The sequence below is a fragment of the Acinetobacter sp. FY731 genome, from assembly GCF_059515905.1.
On the sequence record NZ_JCAKNB010000007.1, the window covers coordinates 72,912 to 91,663 of the forward strand.

Annotated in this window: 19 protein-coding genes; 3 read left to right on the forward strand and 16 right to left on the reverse strand. The window is 37.7% G+C overall.

The genetic code is table 11. The features are described from left to right. Positions 1 to 58 precede the first annotated feature (58 nt). Genes yajC through secF form a run of 3 tightly spaced genes read left to right on the forward strand, consistent with a single transcriptional unit; the run spans position 59 to position 3,320 of the window. Positions 59 to 388 (forward strand): preprotein translocase subunit YajC, encoded by a 330-nt coding sequence (yajC, locus tag AC5YC8_RS10300; RefSeq protein ID WP_496116390.1) that lies wholly within the window; start codon positions 59 to 61, stop codon positions 386 to 388. A 54-nt stretch (positions 389 to 442) separates the two neighbouring features. Further along, positions 443 to 2,341, forward strand: coding sequence for a protein translocase subunit SecD (secD, locus tag AC5YC8_RS10305; protein ID WP_496164452.1), 1,899 nt, complete (start codon positions 443 to 445; stop codon positions 2,339 to 2,341). A 7-nt stretch (positions 2,342 to 2,348) separates the two neighbouring features. Beyond that, entirely contained in the window at positions 2,349 to 3,320 is a 972-nt protein-coding gene (gene secF, locus AC5YC8_RS10310) for a protein translocase subunit SecF (RefSeq protein ID WP_496116387.1), read from the forward strand. Positions 3,321 to 3,365: 45 nt separating this feature from the next. Here secF and AC5YC8_RS10315 read toward each other — a convergent pair whose 3' ends face one another. From AC5YC8_RS10315 to AC5YC8_RS10390, 16 genes are all read right to left on the reverse strand, one after another. Beyond that, a complete protein-coding gene (locus AC5YC8_RS10315; protein ID WP_496164453.1) occupies positions 3,366 to 4,022 on the reverse strand; it encodes a 4'-phosphopantetheinyl transferase family protein in 657 nt (218 codons plus the stop codon). A 20-nt stretch (positions 4,023 to 4,042) separates the two neighbouring features. Continuing rightward, on the reverse strand, positions 4,043 to 4,477 hold the full coding sequence (locus AC5YC8_RS10320; protein ID WP_496116385.1) for an excinuclease: 435 nt from the start codon (positions 4,475 to 4,477) through the stop codon (positions 4,043 to 4,045). A gap of 113 nt (positions 4,478 to 4,590) precedes the next feature. After that, entirely contained in the window at positions 4,591 to 4,995 is a 405-nt protein-coding gene (locus AC5YC8_RS10325) for a hypothetical protein (RefSeq protein ID WP_496116384.1), read from the reverse strand. 16 nt (positions 4,996 to 5,011) lie between these two features. Then, positions 5,012 to 6,238: a beta-ketoacyl-ACP synthase gene (locus AC5YC8_RS10330; protein ID WP_496164454.1), complete on the reverse strand. Its 1,227-nt coding sequence runs from the start codon at positions 6,236 to 6,238 to the stop codon at positions 5,012 to 5,014. Continuing rightward, positions 6,238 to 6,963, reverse strand: coding sequence for a 3-ketoacyl-ACP reductase FabG2 (locus tag AC5YC8_RS10335; protein WP_496116381.1), 726 nt, complete (start codon positions 6,961 to 6,963; stop codon positions 6,238 to 6,240). The genes AC5YC8_RS10330 and AC5YC8_RS10335 overlap by 1 nt, the downstream gene beginning before the upstream one ends. Beyond that, positions 6,960 to 7,400 (reverse strand): hotdog family protein, encoded by a 441-nt coding sequence (locus AC5YC8_RS10340; RefSeq protein ID WP_496164456.1) that lies wholly within the window; start codon positions 7,398 to 7,400, stop codon positions 6,960 to 6,962. Before AC5YC8_RS10340 ends, AC5YC8_RS10335 begins: the two co-directional genes overlap by 4 nt. A gap of 3 nt (positions 7,401 to 7,403) precedes the next feature. Continuing rightward, positions 7,404 to 8,600 (reverse strand): beta-ketoacyl-[acyl-carrier-protein] synthase family protein, encoded by a 1,197-nt coding sequence (locus tag AC5YC8_RS10345; RefSeq protein ID WP_496164457.1) that lies wholly within the window; start codon positions 8,598 to 8,600, stop codon positions 7,404 to 7,406. After that, positions 8,590 to 9,153 carry a DUF3261 domain-containing protein gene (locus AC5YC8_RS10350; RefSeq protein WP_496164458.1) on the reverse strand — a complete coding sequence of 188 codons (564 nt, stop codon included), beginning with the start codon at positions 9,151 to 9,153 and terminating at the stop codon, positions 8,590 to 8,592. The genes AC5YC8_RS10345 and AC5YC8_RS10350 overlap by 11 nt, the downstream gene beginning before the upstream one ends. Before the next feature lie 15 nt (positions 9,154 to 9,168). Further along, positions 9,169 to 10,440, reverse strand: a complete 1,272-nt coding sequence (locus AC5YC8_RS10355) for an NAD(P)/FAD-dependent oxidoreductase (protein ID WP_496164459.1) — start codon at positions 10,438 to 10,440, stop codon at positions 9,169 to 9,171. An 18-nt stretch (positions 10,441 to 10,458) separates the two neighbouring features. Further along, positions 10,459 to 12,783, reverse strand: a complete 2,325-nt coding sequence (locus tag AC5YC8_RS10360) for an MMPL family transporter (RefSeq protein WP_496164460.1) — start codon at positions 12,781 to 12,783, stop codon at positions 10,459 to 10,461. Further along, positions 12,758 to 13,342: a LolA family protein gene (locus AC5YC8_RS10365; protein ID WP_496164497.1), complete on the reverse strand. Its 585-nt coding sequence runs from the start codon at positions 13,340 to 13,342 to the stop codon at positions 12,758 to 12,760. The genes AC5YC8_RS10360 and AC5YC8_RS10365 overlap by 26 nt, the downstream gene beginning before the upstream one ends. A gap of 53 nt (positions 13,343 to 13,395) precedes the next feature. Further along, complete coding sequence (locus AC5YC8_RS10370; protein ID WP_496116375.1) at positions 13,396 to 13,824, reverse strand: acyl-CoA thioesterase; 429 nt, start codon at positions 13,822 to 13,824, stop codon at positions 13,396 to 13,398. Positions 13,825 to 13,849: 25 nt separating this feature from the next. Then, positions 13,850 to 15,382 carry an HAL/PAL/TAL family ammonia-lyase gene (locus AC5YC8_RS10375; protein WP_496164461.1) on the reverse strand — a complete coding sequence of 511 codons (1,533 nt, stop codon included), beginning with the start codon at positions 15,380 to 15,382 and terminating at the stop codon, positions 13,850 to 13,852. After that, complete coding sequence (locus AC5YC8_RS10380; protein ID WP_496164498.1) at positions 15,382 to 16,260, reverse strand: lysophospholipid acyltransferase family protein; 879 nt, start codon at positions 16,258 to 16,260, stop codon at positions 15,382 to 15,384. The genes AC5YC8_RS10375 and AC5YC8_RS10380 overlap by 1 nt, the downstream gene beginning before the upstream one ends. A 54-nt stretch (positions 16,261 to 16,314) precedes the next feature. Beyond that, the gene (locus tag AC5YC8_RS10385; RefSeq protein ID WP_496164462.1) at positions 16,315 to 17,052 is read right to left on the reverse strand and encodes a glycosyltransferase family 2 protein; all 738 of its coding nucleotides are present in this window, start codon (positions 17,050 to 17,052) and stop codon (positions 16,315 to 16,317) included. Continuing rightward, positions 17,053 to 18,729 carry an ApeI family dehydratase gene (locus AC5YC8_RS10390; RefSeq protein WP_496164463.1) on the reverse strand — a complete coding sequence of 559 codons (1,677 nt, stop codon included), beginning with the start codon at positions 18,727 to 18,729 and terminating at the stop codon, positions 17,053 to 17,055. Between the last annotated feature and the right edge of the window lie 23 nt (positions 18,730 to 18,752).

Below are 18,752 nucleotides of genomic sequence, written 5' to 3' on the forward strand. Positions count from 1 at the left end.
ATCAAGTTAATTTATTATCATTTAGTTAATTACTGCTTTTTTATTTTAGGAAAATCAAATGAGTCTTTTCATTTCTACTGCTCATGCAGCGGGCGAAGCTTCACAACAGCCTAGCTTAATTGCTAACTTAGGTATGATTGCTGTATTCGTTGCAATCTTTTACTTCCTTATTTGGCGTCCTCAGTCTAAACGTGCTAAAGAACACCGCGCATTAGTTGAAAGCTTAGGTGTTGGTAGTGAAGTAGTTTTTGCTGGTGGTCTTATGGGTAAAGTCCTTAAGATCGAAGGTGATTTCGCTGTTGTTGAATTGAACCGTGGTGTTGAAGTAAAAATTCAACGTGCAAGCGTGATTTCAGTTCTTCCTGAAGGCACATTAAATAATCTTTAATCAAAAAAAAGTCGTGCGATTCGCACGACTTTTTTCATTTTAAGAAGAAAATAAATGCGTTACCCAGCATGGAAATATCTACTAATCCTATTTGTTCTTGTGATTAGTACATTATATGCCCTGCCAAGTTTGTATCCAGATGAACCTGCTGTTCAAATTTCTGGTGCCAAAGCTGGTACCCAAATTGATCAAAGCATCGTACAAAAAGCAGAGCAAATTTTAAAAAGCGAAAAAATTGCCAGTCATGACAATAGTTTCACCAACAACGCGGCATTATTACGCTTAGATTCGTCTGAAGCACAATTAAAAGCAAAAGATGCTTTGCGCCGTGGCCTTGGTGACAATTATGTTGTTGCTCTTAACCTTGCGCCTACAACTCCAGAATGGCTTCAAAAAATTGGTGCAAAACCAATGAAGTTAGGTCTAGATTTACGTGGTGGTGTTCACTTCTTACTTGAAGTAGATATGGACAAAGCCATTAGTCAGCGCATGGAAACATCAGCAACTGATTTACGTCGTCAATTCCGTGATAACAAAATTAAATTCAATAGCCTTTCGCTAAACAACAATGTCATCACAGTTCAATTCGCAGATAACTCTGATCGCGATGCCGCTGCAGATTTCTTACGCCGAAATGGTAATGAATATACACAGCAAGCCGTAGCAACAACGAATGGTTCAACTTTACGTTTAACTTATACAGATGTTCGTAAGCAAGAAATTCAGTCTTATGCGGTTAACCAAAACTTAACGACTTTACGTAATCGTATTAACGAGTTAGGTGTAGCTGAAGCACTTGTACAAACTCAAGGTAGCAACCGTATTGTGGTTGAACTTCCTGGTGTACAAGATACTGCTGAAGCAAAACGTGTATTAGGTCGTACAGCAAACTTAGAATTCCGTTTAGTATCTGACTTAAACGATCAACATATTGACCCTTATACGGGTCAGTTAAAAGATCAAGCACCTCCAGGTACAGAAGTATTCGCATTCCAATCACTAGACAGTGGTCGTGAATTACTTTTAAACCGTAGCCGTATTTTAACAGGTGAACGCGTTCAAAATGCATCTTCAGGCTTTAGCCAAGATTCTGGCGGTGCTGAGGTTAACATTACTCTAGATTCTTCTGGTGGTAAGTTAATGTCTGATGCCACACGTAATGCTGTTGGCAAACGTATGGCTGTATTGTTCATTGAGAACAAACAAAAGATTAGCTACGTTAAAGATCCTGTAACTGGTGCACAGACTGAAGTACGTACACCATATACAGAATCTGTTGTTATTAATGCTGCAACCATTCAAGCTGTATTAGGCTCGCAATTCCGTATTACAGGTCTAGATTCTCCTCAAGAGGCAGCTGAGCTTGCATTAATGCTACGTGCAGGTGCTTTAGCAGCGCCAATGTATTTTGTTGAAGAACGTGTTATTGGTCCAAGTTTAGGTCAAGAAAACATCGACAAAGGTGTTCTTTCTACTCAAATTGGTTTCTTACTTGTTGCAATTTGGATGGTTGTATTCTTCCGTCTATTTGGCCTCATCGCCAACTTTGCGCTTGTACTTAACCTTGCTATGATTTTAACAGTTATGTCTTGGCTTGGTGCTTCTCTCACCCTCCCTGGTATTGCAGGTATTGTGATTACCATTGGTATGGCGGTCGATGCCAACGTACTTATTTGTGAGCGAATAAGAGAAGAAATGAAATGGGGAGCCTCTCCTAAACAAGCCATTGTGGCAGGTTATGATCGTGCGTATAACACCATTTTTGACTCAAACTTAACCACATTCCTTGTTGCATTTATCTTATTTGCTATTGGTACAGGTCCTATTAAAGGCTTCGCTGTAACACTAATGATTGGTATCATTTGTTCGATGTTCACTGCCATTACGGTAACACGCGCAATTGTTCAAATTATTTATGGCAAAAAACGTAACTTGAAAAAGTTGAGCATTTAGGAGATCAATGATGACTGATAATACTCAACTAGATTCAAAAAAATACGGTCGCCCTGAAGAAGAACGTGTTATTCCGTTTATGAAAGTTGCAGTGCCTATGGCATTGATCTCAATTTTTTTAACAGTAGCAAGTATCTTCTTTATTGCAACCAAAGGTCTAAATCTAGGTTTAGATTTTACGGGTGGTATCGCTGCTGAGCTTAACTACAGCAAACCCGTTCAAGCAACTGAGGTTTCTGCTGCATTAACTAAATCTGGTTTCCGTGATCCTGTTGTGCAAACATTAGGCTCAAACCAAGACTTAATGGTGCGTATGCCCGTACAAGCAGACATGTCTGTGGAAGACCTAAATAACGTCATCAATACAGCGGTACAACTCCCTGGTAATCCAGCAGTTGTAAATAAAATTGATGTGGTTGGTGGTCAAGTTGGTAATGAGCTTTATTTACGCTCTGCTGGAGCAGTTGCTTTAGCATTACTATTAATGCTTGTTTACGTCACAATCCGCTTCGAATTTAAGCTTGCAATGGGTGCTGTACTTTCATTGTTCCACGATATTGTGGTGACTTTGGGTATTTTCGCCATGATGCAGTGGCCTTTCGACTTAACGGTTCTTGCAGCGTTACTTGCAATTATTGGTTTCTCACTCAACGATAACATTGTTGTGTCTGACCGTATTCGTGAAAACTTCCGTAAAATTCGTGGTGCTTCGCCATTAGAAATCATCAATATTGCATTGACTGAAACTTTACGTCGTACCATTCATACATCTATGACTTTATTGCTTGTTGTTATTGCAATGATGTTAATGGGTGGTGATGGTCTTAAATGGTTCTCTGTTGCAATGTTTGTTGGTGTTTTTGTAGGTACATATTCATCTATCTACATTGGTACTGCATTCGCTTTATGGCGTGGTATCAACCGTCAAGACTTCATTGTTCAAGTAAAACCTGAGTTTGAAGAAGAAGAAACTCACTAAGTAGATATCTAATTTCATCAAAAGCTCATCTTAGGATGGGCTTTTTTAATGCTGATAAATTTGTATTTGGGCTAGGTTAAAGCCTTTACAAGACTGCTCTGAACGCCAAGCAACCGTTAACATAACATGATCAAGCTGGAAGTTTTGGAAAGCGAATGTGCCTATTTGAGGATGATGACACATCCCCCCATTTTGTTCAGGATGGACTTGCGTATCAAACTCATTTAAATTAATTCGAATACCTAAACCTGCTGCTTTTAGTACAGCTTCTTTGGTTGTCCATACTTTAAACCAATATTCTTTTTGCTGTTCTAAGCTATTCCAAGTTTCTAATTCTTTAGGATGAAAAGCATGTTGAGCTAAAGCTTCAAAACGCACTTTACGGTCTAGGTCTTCAATATCAACACCCAAATTTTGTACAGAATGACTGAGTGCCAAAGCATAATTTTTTTGACTATGACTGTGATTAAAATAAAACTTTGGATGATGCTCTAAATAAGGCTTACCAAATTCTGTTGACACAATATCTGCATTCGAAACTTCCGTATTTAATTCACTAGACAAATATTGATTACGCTGCGTATAAATCTGTTCTTTTTTATAAAAATTAAATGATCGAATATCAGAAAAGTCTGATTTCGATTTTGCAATAAGTTGTGCCAATGAATGTACATGGATGTTAATTAATCTTTGCTTTTTCATTGGCTCAACTCAAGTACTGCTTAGAACTTAACAAGATTGCCCTTTAAAGCAACACCAGCAAGTGCTGTACCCTTATAGCATTCGTATGTTGTAGTGCTCTTAGACGTATTTGCCTTATAGTAACTTACAATATTTGTGACTGCATTAGCACCGCGTGCTTTTGCTGTATTTTGTAGCTGAATCAATGCTGAACGAAGCACATGATCACATGCATTTTCAGCAGATTTTGCAAAACCATTGGTTTTCTTATTGGTAACAACACCTTTTTCAATTAGCTTTCCACCAGACTGTGTTCCTGCTAAAAAAAAGCGCACTGAACCATCTAAAGTACCATCAGCAACTGCACGATCAACGGCTTCTTTAAAATTAAAGTTGTGTACCTTATCTGCAGCTTGAACAGATGTAAAGCCAACCAAACCTAATGCAGTAACTAAACAGATTTTTTTCAATAACATGGTATAACCTCTTTGCTTGTTATTATGAAATATCTTTTACCCTTCACCTTTTCTTACAACCTAACCATAAAACAAAAGTGTAAATTCAGATAAAAAATATATCCCTAAAGTACTTATACACGCATTAATTGTGCATAAACATGTTTGTCTAATTTAAGTTTCCAAGCCATAGCATTCTTATGAATAACATCGCCTTTTTGATTTAAATTTTGACTACCTGTGATTTGTGAAAATACTTGCTTACCGTGAACAAAATACGTTACTTGTAAATAATGACGACCATGAGTAAAACCTGCCGTCACCTTATTTACATCAGAATTTTCTACATACCAACCTGCTTTTGCATTACGTGCAATTGCAGCACGAATACGATCTTCAATATCTACAGGTGTTAAGTTTCCACGAACCATCATTTGTTTCTGTGGGTACGAAGAAATTCGAACACCACTTCCACATCCCACAAGAGCTAAAGTACTACAGCTCAAAACTATCGATAAAACGATATGTTGAATCTTCATTCCACCCCCGAAAGTATTATTCACTTTCACGTTTTAAAATAATTGACGTATTAATTCCGCCAAAAGCAAAGTTGTTACTCATTATAATATTGGCTTGCATTGGACGTAATCCACCAGTGATATAGTCCAAATCACCACAAGCTTCATCAACTTCTTCCAAATTTAATGTTGGAACAAATTGATTGCGATGCATCATCTCGATACTCAACCATGCTTCAACAGCACCACATGCCCCAAGCGTATGACCAAAATAACTTTTCAATGAACTAATAGGCTTACATCCAAGAGTACGTGCTGTAGCTTGTGACTCAGCAATATCGCCCTGATCTGTTGATGTACCATGTGCATTCACATAGTCAATTTCTTCTGCTGAAATTTTTGCATCCTTTAATGCAAGCTCCATGCATCGCCCCATCATTTCTGAATCTGGACGTGTTACATGTTGACCATCTGTATTGCTACCATAGCCAATAATTTCCGCATAAATAGTCGCACCACGTGCTTTCGCATGCTCATATTCTTCTAGAATCAAACAACCTGCGCCTTCACCCACGACTAAACCATCACGTGACTTATCAAATGGTCGTGGTGTTTTTTCAGGATGATCATTTTTAGTACTTGTCGCAAGTAATACATCAAATACAGCCGAACCTGCTGAACTTAACTCCTCAGCACCACCTGCTAACATCACAGTTTGTTTACCGTATTTGATCGCCTCATAAGCCTGCCCAATTGCCATTGAACCCGAAGTACAGGCACTTGAAGTAGGTAAAGTTAAACCTTTTAAACCAAAATACACGGTCATATTCACAGCGGATGTATGAGACATCATTCGAATATATGTAGTCGCATTGAGTTGGTTCATATTGTTATCTAACAACATTGCACCAAATTCACGAACAGCATCTACACTTCCTGCAGATGAACCATACGCCACACCCGCTTCACCACTTTGCAATATAGGATCGTTTAATAGACCTGAATCTTCCAAAGCTTTTTCAGCACAAATAACAGACATCAAAGCGACACGCCCCATACCACGTGTAACTTTACGATTAAAATGCTTAGGCACTGTAAAAGATTCGACAGGTCCACCAAGTTTACTACGTAAGTCTGTAAAAATTTCCCAGTCAGGCATATAGCGAATACCGCTTTTGCCTTGAGCAAATTGCTCAAAAATTTGATCTGCTGTTTCACCTAAAGAGGTTATTCCCGACATTCCTGTCACTACAACACGTTTCATTAGATCAATCCCCCATTCACTGAAATGACTTGGCGAGTGATATAACTTGCATCATCGCTACATAAGAATTTAACAACTTTTGCAACTTCATCAACTTGCCCCATGCGTTGTAATGGAATCATTTTTAACGCATGTTCTTTAACTTCTTCTGTGACCATTTCAGTTTCAATTAAACCTGGTGCAACACAGTTCACTGTAATTTTTCGCTTGGCCAATTCAAGTGCCAGCGCTTTAGTCGCACCAATTAAGCCTGCTTTCGCTGCACTATAATTAACTTGACCACGATTCCCCATAACGCCTGATACTGAAGATAAAGTCACAATACGACCACCTTTCTTCAAACGAATCATTGGCATGATAAGTGGTTTTAATACATTATAAAAACCATGAAGTGATGTATCTACGACCTGATCCCAATCATCATCTGTCAATGCTGGAAATGCACCATCACGTGTTAAACCTGCATTTAATACAACACCATAAAATGCTCCATGCTCAGCAATATCTTGCTCTAACATTTCAGCAATTTTTTCACGCTCATTTACATCAAACATAAGAACGTGGCTTTGTTGTCCTAAAGCCTGAATTTCAGCAACAACGGCTTCTGCTTCTTGTAAACGTGATCTAGCATGAACAGTGACATCAAAACCTGCTTGTGCAAGCTGCAAGGCAATTGCCTTACCAATTCCCCGACTTGATCCTGTTACCAATATTCTTTTATTCACGTTAAATTCCCAACTATTTGATCAACTTCTGGAGGTTCATATACACTCAGCATGGCTGAAATTTCATGTTCTTTATATTGAATAATGCATTGAAATTGTCCTAAGCCCTCATGCAAATAACTTTGTTCTACATGAATGACTAACACTTCATTTAATGCAAAATAAGCAATAGGAAGCTTCATTTTTCGAGTACCAAGTAAAAAACCTATTTTAGGTTTTGCATTACCAGCCTGCTTCCCTCTATATCCTGCATAAGCACTTACTGTTTGTGCCATAATTTCAATACTTGCCCAAGTCGGTAAACCTTGCGCTTCACAAAACATTAAATCTGGTGTAATTATTAGTTCAGCTGTTGCTTTTAACTCATCAGCTTCAAGTAAGTGATCCACAAAAACCATAGGTTTATCGTGTGGAATAAAATCAATAGCATTCATCATATTCTAAAAATGCCTTCCAAAAATTAAACTAATATTGCTACCACCAAATGCAAAAGAATTACTCATTGCATAATAAAGAGGTGCTTTTAATTGTGGATCTAATACATAGTTCTGATCATCTAGCTCAGGATCTAATACGCCTGAATGATGCAGTGGCAACCAAGATTGATCTAACAATATTTGCTGACAAATATAGGCCTCTATTGCCCCCGCTGCACCTAAGCAGTGCCCTGTTTTATGTTTGGTACTACTTAAAGCTACATCGCCACTTTTAAAAACCTTCTGTACAGCTTTAATTTCCATCGCATCATTTTGCGGTGTCGATGTGCCATGCATATTTAAGTAACCAATTTCAGAACTATCTAAGCCTGCCATTACCAAAGCTTTTTGCATAGCTTCTGTGGCCCCCTTACCATCAGGATGTGGTGCAGAAATATGCCAAGCATCCATTGACTCTCCCGCCCCCATCAACATGACTGGTGCAGATTCTTTCGACATCAAAAATAATGCTGCCGCTTCACCAATATTAATACCATCACGTTGTTTTCCGCATGGCTGACAAATGCCATTAGATAAACTTTCTAAGCTATTAAAACCATTTAAAGTAAGCTGACATAATGTATCTACACCACCCGCCAAAACAGCATCGACCAAACCTGAATTTAATAACCGCTGTCCCGCAGCCATAGCTTTTGCACTCGATGAACATGCTGTTGAAATTGTATAAGCAGGTCCACTCCAACCTAAATATTGCTGTAAGTCTTTTGCTAAACTTCCCATTTGCTGTTTTTGATGTGAAATTTCAATTTCTTTTTGATATAAAAAATGCTGTTTCAACACTTTTTCATTATCAGCAATTCCTGAAGTGGACGTTCCCATAACAATAGCTAAACGTGCTGGATGAAATTGATTTGTATAGTGACGAATATCAGCTTCAATTTTTTGTAATGCGGTCAAAGCAAAGCGTAAATTTCGAGAATCTTCAGTAGCTAAGCCATTAGGAATTTCTGCAATTAGATGACTAGAATATTCTCCAACCCATACTTTCTTATCTTCAATAAAATCTACGCGCTGACTTAACGTATTTTGTTCAGCAACCAAAGCATGTTGAACTTGCTCCGCTGTTTCCCCTAACGCAGATAAACCCACGCCAAATTGAATCCCAACTGCAGGACCATCGATACGAATATTATTGAACATCTAAATTCTCATCATTTTCTAAACTGTCACTCATAGCACTGATGACCATTTGATAAGGCACCTGCACATTATTTAAGTCAATTGTATCTGAGCGATGAGAAATCTCTAATACGACCTGTTGTTGAATATAAATTTTTTCAATTGACCCTTGCTTTTCCATGTGTACGCTTTCATTTTGATAGTCTGCAAAATTTGGATAAGTCGCATATAAAATGTCACGAACCACATAATCAAATGGAAGATATTTCATTTGATCTATACGTTGTTGCACATCAACTTTTTGCCCATCAAAACTGAGTTTGAATAATTGCTGTCCCGTTAAACTCAAAGCAATCATTTCCAATTGATTGCCTTGCTGTTGTTGGTACAGTAAAAAGCTAAAACTACGTTTATTCCACTCAACTTCAATTTGATCTTGACGTTGATAAGCCTGTGCAACCCAACTCGGTGCAACTAAACCTTGTGCTTTTGGAACCAAAACTTGGCAAGCACTGCAAGACAGTGCTATTACCAAAATCATCCCTGATAATTTAAAACCTTGGGTCAAATCCATAAATAAAACGTTCTCTTATAATTCTTCACGACAATATTCAGCAATGGTACTTAAACGTCGTTTTGCATTTTTATAAATTGGATTAGCTTCATCCCAAGCATAACCTGCCAATAATGATGCAATCATACGGCGCACTTTATCATCTTGCTTTTTAGAGAATACAACATCTTGAAACTCTCCCGTATACCACGACTCCACATAAACACGGAACACATTAATACCTGCACGAAGAGGTTTTTCATATTGCTCCATCCAATCTATCGTTTCACCTTGTAGATAACGATCGACCAAAGGAATTGCCATACTTGATGATTTAAGAGCAATGGTTACACCCGAAGAAAATACTGGATCAAGAAACTCACCCGCATTACCCAATAATGCATAATTGCGTTGAGCCAAATGTTTTACATTTGCAGAATAGCCAACAAGTGTACGAACAGGCGTGTCGAATTTTGCATTGCGAAGCACATGAGAAAGTGCGTCATCATCTGCTAAAATACGACGTTGTAAAGCTGCAATATCATAATCTGCACTACCATCAAAACCATATTTCTCAAAAAAATCTTCTTCGGCAACAATACCGAAAGATGAGCGTCCATCGGCAAATGGAATAAGCCAATACCATGCACGTGGGTCTTTTTCATGAACGGTAATTAAGATTTTTTCACGATCAAACTCTGGGTCATCCAAAATTCCATCTTCAATATGTGTAAATACAGCACGGCGTACGGGGAAGTCTGATGGACTTTCTAAATCCAAATGTTTCGGTAAAATACGCCCAAAACCACTTGCATCTAATAAAAATTTTGCCTGAATTTGGTATGTTGTACCATGTTCATCTTTTACTGTTAATACGGGCTGTTCAGACTCAACATCCACTGCTAAAACTTCATGTCCAAAACGAATATCTGTACCAAATTTCTCAGCTTGTTGAGCCAATAGATGATCAAAATTGGCACGGCGTATTTGCCAAGTTGTTCCAGGACCTTCACTAAATTTTTGCGTAAAATCGTAAAAATTACGTTTTTTCCCCTTTAAAAAAGCAGCACCATTTTTAAATTGAAAAGCATATTGGTCTACGTGTTCTCGAACGGTATCTAATAATCCAGCTTCTTCTAAAAAAACCATACATTGAGGTAGTAAAGATTCACCTATCGAAAATCTTGGAAAAAATTGCTTCTCAATAATAGTTACCGCATAGCCTTTCTTCTTCAGTAATGCCGCTGCCGAACTTCCTGAAGGTCCCGCCCCAATAATAATGACATCTGTATTTTGTATTGTGCTCATGCACTGTTCCCCACACCATCAGCTCTTTAACTGATATTGCTGAATAACAACATGTTTTTCATCTGAACGTGTAAACAATGTTGCGTAAATAAAAGCGAAAATAACGCCCAATAAAACAGTTAAACCAAAACAATGAATGGCATAGGTTTGACTAAAAGACAGTAATCCAAAGCCAAAGAATGTCGACATCATACAAAGGAATAACGCCATACCAACCACTTGAGGATGATCATGTCCATGTCGATAGAAAATCGCATAATCTACGCCTATCCCCATAATGAGAAATGTCCCCATTATGCTGAATAAGTTTATTTCAACACCTAACCATGCTTGAATGGCAAATGTTGTCATTAATGCCATGGTCACGGGTAAAACAAGTGGTAAAACCGATTTAACTCCATATAAAACCCCCAAGCCCACCATAAGCAGAATAATTGCGCTTAATAACAACCACTGTGCATGAACTCGATGTTCTTTAAATAATTCAGACAGCTGATGTACAGGACGTAACAGTTGTACATTTTGCCCCACTAAAGCTTGAATCGCCCGATCATCCTTAACACCTTGTAACATCACCAATCGCTCTGTTGGTGCCATTTGCATAAATGCGAGTGGATGGTTTTTAAAGATCTGTTCTGTCAGTAAGGGTTGTTGCTTTAATGATGATTGCCATGCCAGAACATCATTCACATTTAACTGCATAGCTTGGGCATATTCAGTTAATGTTTCACGTGGAATCTGCATTAATAATGCTACGTTTTGCTTTTGCTGATCGACAGATGGTAACCACTGTCCTAAACCTTGGAAATTTTCCAACTTGTCTGATTCTTGCAATAACTTTAATTTGGTTAAAAGCTGCTGTTCATTTTGTTCTAATTCATTCTCAGACTTTCCACTTACAACAAAATATTCACTACCTTGTTGTTGCATAAAGCGATCACGTACATATTGATCTTCCTGCTTTAAGCTTTTATCCATACTTTGCAAATTGCGAATGTCATCATTGCTTTGTACAAAGAATAAACTTGCTCCCGTAACCACTAAAATACCTGCCATCAAACCATATTGCAGCTTAGGTTTGGCTTGAACAAAGTTTCGAGTTTTACCAATAAAAGCCAAAGTTCTAATTGCTGGTTCTGCATTTAGTGCAGGCAACCGTGGTAGTAGTAAAATACTGGTAATCCATGCGGCTGTTAAACCCACCATCGAAAAAACAGCAATTTGTTTAAAACCAGGGAATGATGTAAAACTTAAAACGACATAAGCAAACAAAGTGGTAAGTAAGCCCACAAATAAGCTTGGTAGAACTGGTGCTAAAACTTTAAAACCATCAATATGTCTATGCTGAGATTGCATTGCCATAAAGTAAAAAGAGAAATCTACACAAACACCAATTAAGCTGGCACCAAAAACCAAAGTCATGAGGTGAATTTCACCAAAAATCCAATAGGTCATGGCAAATGCAACCAAGCAACCTGTTCCCACCGCAACCATTTCTGTCAACATTGGTCGTATAGATCGAAAACCAAACCAGACAAGTAATAACACACCAATAGTCGAGCCAATACCAATGGTCGAAATTTCATTTTTTGCAGAATCTGTACCAAATTGGGCAAACATCAAAGTGCCTGTCCAATGTGGTTGAACCTGATCTTGCTTTAATTGCTGAGTTAAATGTTCAATAAATTGTGTCGTTTTTTCTTGATATTCAATATTGTATGGGCTTTCTTTAAGTCCAATAACCAATAATCTCGAAATACCTTGATCATCTCGAATGGTGGCAAAACCCTGCTCCAAAGTAATATCTGCATTATTTTGTAAGCTTGAAAGACCCATCGCATAACGAGGAAAAAGTAATAATGGATCTTGCTGTAAAAGTTCGGCAGTAATTGGCATGCCCGGACTCATCAGCTGTAACATGCTTTGTTCTGTCAAAGATTGATAATCTTTTTGTTCTAATAATTTACGGTCATTTTCATTCAATAAACCTGCTTTATGCAGATATAGCGACTTGGCAAACTCATCAGTGTTTAACTGAGCTGTTAGAGGCTTAAATAATGCATTATTTTTTAATGCATCTTCAACTTGTGTAGTCGCTTTTTCTAAAGATGCATCATCTTTCGCATCTAACACCAAAAATACTTTATCGTTGAGTTGATTACTCACGTAATTTTGGGCTTTTTCCAATCGCTCATCTTGATGAGACTCGGGTAACAATGCAAAGATATTCGTTTCAATATGAATATCTTTTTTAAGCCATGCTGTACCCAAAAACAGCGCAATTACACAAAGTGTAATCACCCAAATGAGCGTGCACTTATTTTGCCAATTGGAAAAGCGCATTTTCGTTTGCCGTTAAAGTTTGTGGTTGTGCTGTTTGCTGACTAAAGCGAATAGTAGTACTGTTATTAGCTTGCTCATAAATCACAATTCGATCGACATATCGACCACCTTGTGCATTCACTTTTACAAATAACTTTTTAAATAGACTGCTTTTCGGTGACAACGTTACATTCCATGAAGATGACGAATAACTTACTGAATCAACATTAAAATTCTTCACCAATGCAGCCTCATTACCCGACATCAACTGTAAAAACATAGTCGCAACAGAACCATAAGGTGTTTTGTCGACCTCAATTTGGCTATATGTACGCTGTGTTTTTTGCACAAGCTTTTTCGGACTCACAATTAAATCCGCTTTTACAGGACTCTGAATTTGCCACAACACGCCATTTTGCTTAGTAAAAACAACATTACCTTTAGAAACATACGTCTTATTAATTGAAGCCAATTTTTTATGCTGTTCAAAATTTGCACGTACCACAGGTGTTGATGAAAGTTGGCTAAAAATTTGTTTCAGCTCTGTATTATCTGCATGTGCCGAAGTCATCAAAAACATAATAAATGATAGAATCATGCTTAAGAATGTCATCATGCTAAGGTTTATTTTTTTCATGATAACTCTCCCACTTTAAATTCAGACCATGCATTTAAATGGTCTATTAAAATTTGCGGAGATTGAAAACACATTTCACGAGTTTCCATATTCACTGCAACTTGGGATGTAAAACCTTTGGTTAATCGTTTGTTGGTTTCTGCATCGAATATTTGATATTCAATTTTCAAACGATTTTCCCACTCTTTCAAAATGGCACGTACCTTAATTTTTTGTGCAAATTCGATACCTTGCACATAACGCACATAGCTTTCAATGACAGGCCATGCATAACCTGAATGACGCATTTCATTATAGTTATATTGAAATTGATCGAGTAGTTTGCATCGTGCAATCTCAAAATACTTTAAATAATGCCCATGCCAAACCACATTCATAGTATCTACATCATGAAATGGCACTTCAATAATTACATCGGCATGCATAGCAAGTTCCTATTTTAAAACTGTTTTACGAAGCAATAAGTATGTTTTGTAATTCAAGATTTTCAAAACGATCAACCAAATTTTGCAGCTCTGTCTGCAAAGGTCGATCTTCATCTACATAGTTGAAGCTTTCAAGAACCCACTGTTGAAATGCTGTTAATGTTGCACTTAATTCTGTATCTAATCTACGTAGTTTAATCGCTTGAACACTTGCACAACTCAGTGCTGCAATCACTTGTTCAGTTAAAGTAATCACACGTGTTGCATCACGTGCTGCAATTGTTCCCATGCTCACCTTATCTTGATTATGACATTCTGTTGAACGTGAAAAAATTGAAGCCGAAAGTGTTTGTTTTAAAGCCTCAGCCGTCCAAGCAGAAACGCCTATTTGTACAGCTTTAAAACCATGATTTAACGGCAGACGCTCATTACTTGACCCAGTCAAATTGCGTGGCAAACCATTATTCATTTTATAATCAACTAACTGTGCAAGTTGTCGATCCATTAAATCTGCAATATTAGCAATCATGATTTTTAGGCTATCCATGGCCTGAGCAATATGCCCACCATAGAAATGCCCACCATGTAACACTCGTAAATTCACAGGATCAATCAATGGATTGTCATTACTTGAATTGAGCTCATTTTCAATAAACTGGCGCAACCATGTTTTTGAATCCTCAAATACACCAATAATATGCGGTGCACAGCGTAGTGAATAACGATCTTGTAGACGGGAATTTTGGTGTTCCGTTTGTACTTCGCTATTTAACCATTCACGTAATTGTGCAGCAATATGTTGCTGTCCTACATGCGGTTTTTGTGCAAATAAAACTTCGTCGAAATGGCTAGGATTTCCTTCTAAAGCGAGTACATTCAAAGCAGTAATACAAGTGCTTGCCAGTGAAATTTGTTCCGCTTTTTTATAGTTTAGACATGCGATAGCCGTCATCACAGCTGTACCATTCATGAGAGCAAGCCCTTCTTTGGGACGCATCACATGCGCTTGCATTTCTTTTTCAGCATATACCTCTGCAATAGGTACAATCTTGCCTTGGTAATACACATCACGCTCACCGACCAATGCACCTGCCACATAAGACAATGGCGTTAAATCACCACTTGCCCCCACTGAACCTTCAGAGGGAATAACTGGAATAACATTTTCATTAAGCATCCAAACCAAACGCTCAAGCAAAGCATGAGAAACACCTGAATAACCACGAGCTAAAGAGCATAGACGTGTCACTACAACTGCACGCGCTGTAATTAAATCTAAATTTTGACCTAAACCACAGCCATGAAAACGTGATAAATGAAGTGGAAGTTCATTGACTTGATGTGGTGGAATTTCAACGAGACAAGAATCACCATAGCCCGTAGTTACACCGTAGATCACCCCTTCATCTTCCAAAAGTTGATCTAAAAAATCTGCACCACGTTGAATAAGTTCACACCATGCAACACTTGTTGGCAATGCAACTTGTTTTTCTTGTCTTGCAACTGCCACAACATCTTCAATTGAAAGAGGCTTTTCTCCAACCACTAACACGTTCATTACTTCTTTACCCAAAAATTATAAAAATTAAACCATTGATACGGCACGCGTACGCAGTGCATCTCGAGAAGCATCACATACTGTCGAATCACTTTTTGCATTTCTTCCATGCGTGTTTTTCGAGGAAATTGAAGCTGATCTGCAATTTTATGAATATGCACTTCAAACTTTGCATTCATTCGATAACAAAAAACTGCCAACACCGGTACTTTCAGCAAATTTGCTAAAATCCATGCACCTTGTGGCCAATGGGCATCTTTACCCAAAAACTCAACGGATTGAACCCGATCTGATTGAACAGGCACTCGATCTGCCGCCACGATAATCCACTCACCCTGATCGAGTTTTTCTTGTAAAACAACGGCTGTTTCTATACCTAATTCATCTACCGAAACCAAATTAACATCGGCATGTGCATTTAATTTTTTTAAAAATTCATTAAATTTTGTGGCATGCTTTTGATACACCAAAACATTAATTTTTTGGCTGTGATCAGATTTAATCGCTCGTAATAATTCAATATTGCCAAAATGAGAGACCACAATAACTGCCCCTTTTTGGTAATGCTCTCGAAAATGCTCATGTCCTGAAAGTTCAAGTTTTGAATCATCAATATGACCTAACCAACCTTCAATTTTATCGAGAATACATTCAGCAAATTGCATTAAATGTAGATAGGTATGTCCTAAAGATGGCTCTTTTGGAAAGGGGGAGTTTTTACCCGCAAAATGATGTAATTTTTGCAAATATTGTAAAGATGCATCACGTGCAACTTTTGAAAATATCCAATACCAAAAAATAACAAAGAGAAGAACAAGTCGACAAAGCCAACGCCCACCTAAGCGGTAAAAACCAAGCATCAGCATTAAAGGAAGCATGCCTCCACGCTCCTTAATGTTATTCCATTGGTTTTGTTTATTTTGGCTCACAATTTAGCTCTTTATTTTGTTATATAGCAATTTAGGTAAGCGAAGAAGCATACCTGCAAACAACCGCGAATGTGCTTTCGTCAAACCAATATTGTCACGTAGCGCATTAAAATGTGAAATCCCATCTTCAGGATAAATCACCTTAGTTGGTACATTAATAAAAGGGACATTTTCCCATTTTAAACGAACTAAAATTTCAGTATCAAAGCCCATTCTTGGCTGAAAAGAAGCTTTATCTAAAAGCTGAATTGTACTTCCTAATGGATAAACACGGAATCCACACATGCTGTCTTTAATTTCAAAAGACAAACTATTAATCCAGACCCAAATATGTGTTGCGTAACGTCCATATAACCGTTTTTTAGGCACAGATGCATCAAATATTGGTTGTCCAATTACCATTGCTTGTGGATTTATTTGTGATGCATCTAAAAAGCGCTGCACATCATTCCAATCATGTTGTCCATCAGAATCGAGCTGTAGTGCATGACTAAAACCTAAACTATATGCTTTTCGCAATCCTGTAATAACAGCTTCGCCTTTACCTTTATTTTGCTCATGTTCAACAAGATGAACCCAAGATTCATTTGCTTGAGCCAAGCCACGAAGTAAATCTGTGCAGTCCTTTTCACTTCCATCATTCACTAAAATTGCTGGAAGTTTAGATTGAGCCAAATGACTAACCAAAGCCTCTAAATAATATGGATGGTTATAAACAGGTATAACAAAACATTGCTTCATTTAATTCACCTCAACATCATCTGACTGAACGGTAAACAATAAACGTCCTGATGCAATAATTTTATCCTCCATACGCATTTCGAAACTAACTTTATGTAATTTTCGGATCAGGCTTAGCTTTAATACAGTATAAGGATGAATCAGGTCTTGAAACTTTATTTGCTCCATACCATTACACCACAGTAAGTCTGACCAGCTTTGTTTGGCAAAATGCTGAACAAATCCAATTTGCCCTACCCCTGGGAAAATTGAAAAATTAGGAAAATGCCCCTTAAAACATTCCAATTCAGGACTAAATTCAAGCTTAAACTCACATTGTTCCGCTTGCCATTGCTGTTCTAAAACAACTGGTAATAGCATTGGTTCAAACAAAGACTTTAAATATTGCTTATTTAATTTAGATTGTGCATTTTGTGGCAATTGCGTGATGAAGCGCCACTGACGTGGAATTGCTATCGTTTCGAGCTTGTCTTTCAACTGAGCCTTTAACGCTGCAACAAACGAAGCTTTACCTATTCTTTTGAGTTGTTCACGTGCTGTTTCAGTCAGTACGACAACACATACTAGAATCTGACGATGTTCTTTTTCAATGATAAGAACATGACTATGCTGAACAACATCAAGATTTGAAATTTTATGCTCAATCGCATCTAGACTCAGGCGTTTTTCTTCTAATTTTACAATGCGATCTAAACGTCCTAATAATTTAAACAAACTTTTAGGATTTTGCTCATCAATTAACTCAACCTTATCACCTGTTAAAATCCAATCAGAAGCACAGGCATGGTTTGCTTTTACTGCAAGCTCTTGCTGTTCACTTAAACGAATATCAACATTGGCAAAAGGTTGCCACAATGCATTTTCTTCTTGGCGATATGCAATACCACCCGTTTCCGAGCTACCAAATACTTCTGTAATGGGTGCATTTACAAATGGACGTACGCCTGAATCTAATTTACCACCCGATGAATATACGGTAATACACTGCTCAAGAATGACATCAGTTGTCCAGCGCTTTAATAAAGCTGGACTCGAAATCACATAATTTTCTATATTTAAATGTGCAATTTTCTTTTGAATATCGACAACATCTTCAGGAAATGCGAGCTGTGTTTGATAGAAAGCTCGTCCACTTGCAAGTGGCCATAACAGTTTAAACAACAAACCATAAATGTGTTGATGACTTACCGTTGCTATAGCAACAGCTTTTTCCGCTAATGCAAAGCTTGCATCCAAACCTGAAACTTCATTAAATAATTGTACAAGCGTACGTGGAATTTTTTTTGGTTGACCTGTTGAACCTGAAGTGTAGAAATAAACATTGGTATTTTCTAAAAAGGCATCATCAAAGCTTTGAACGGTTGATGTAGCATTATGAACCACAGGTTGCCGAGTCAAAAAGTGAATATTTTGTTGAGCTAATTCTTCTTCTAAATCTCGAATTCTGTGCGGCGGTAATAAAACTTGTTTTTCCGCATTTAATGATGCAAATAAAAGGACTAGGAATTCGTAACTGTCTTGTTCCCAAAGTGCCCATATTTCATTTTCAAGCTGCTCTATTTGCGCTTGTTGCTCTGCAACATCTTGCCAAAACTGAGCAAAACTTACGGTGCTTAAATCGGATTTAATACACAAAATATTGGATGAGTGAACATGATTTTCAAAATGACAAGACATAAGTTTCCGTTCTTTTCTTCTGC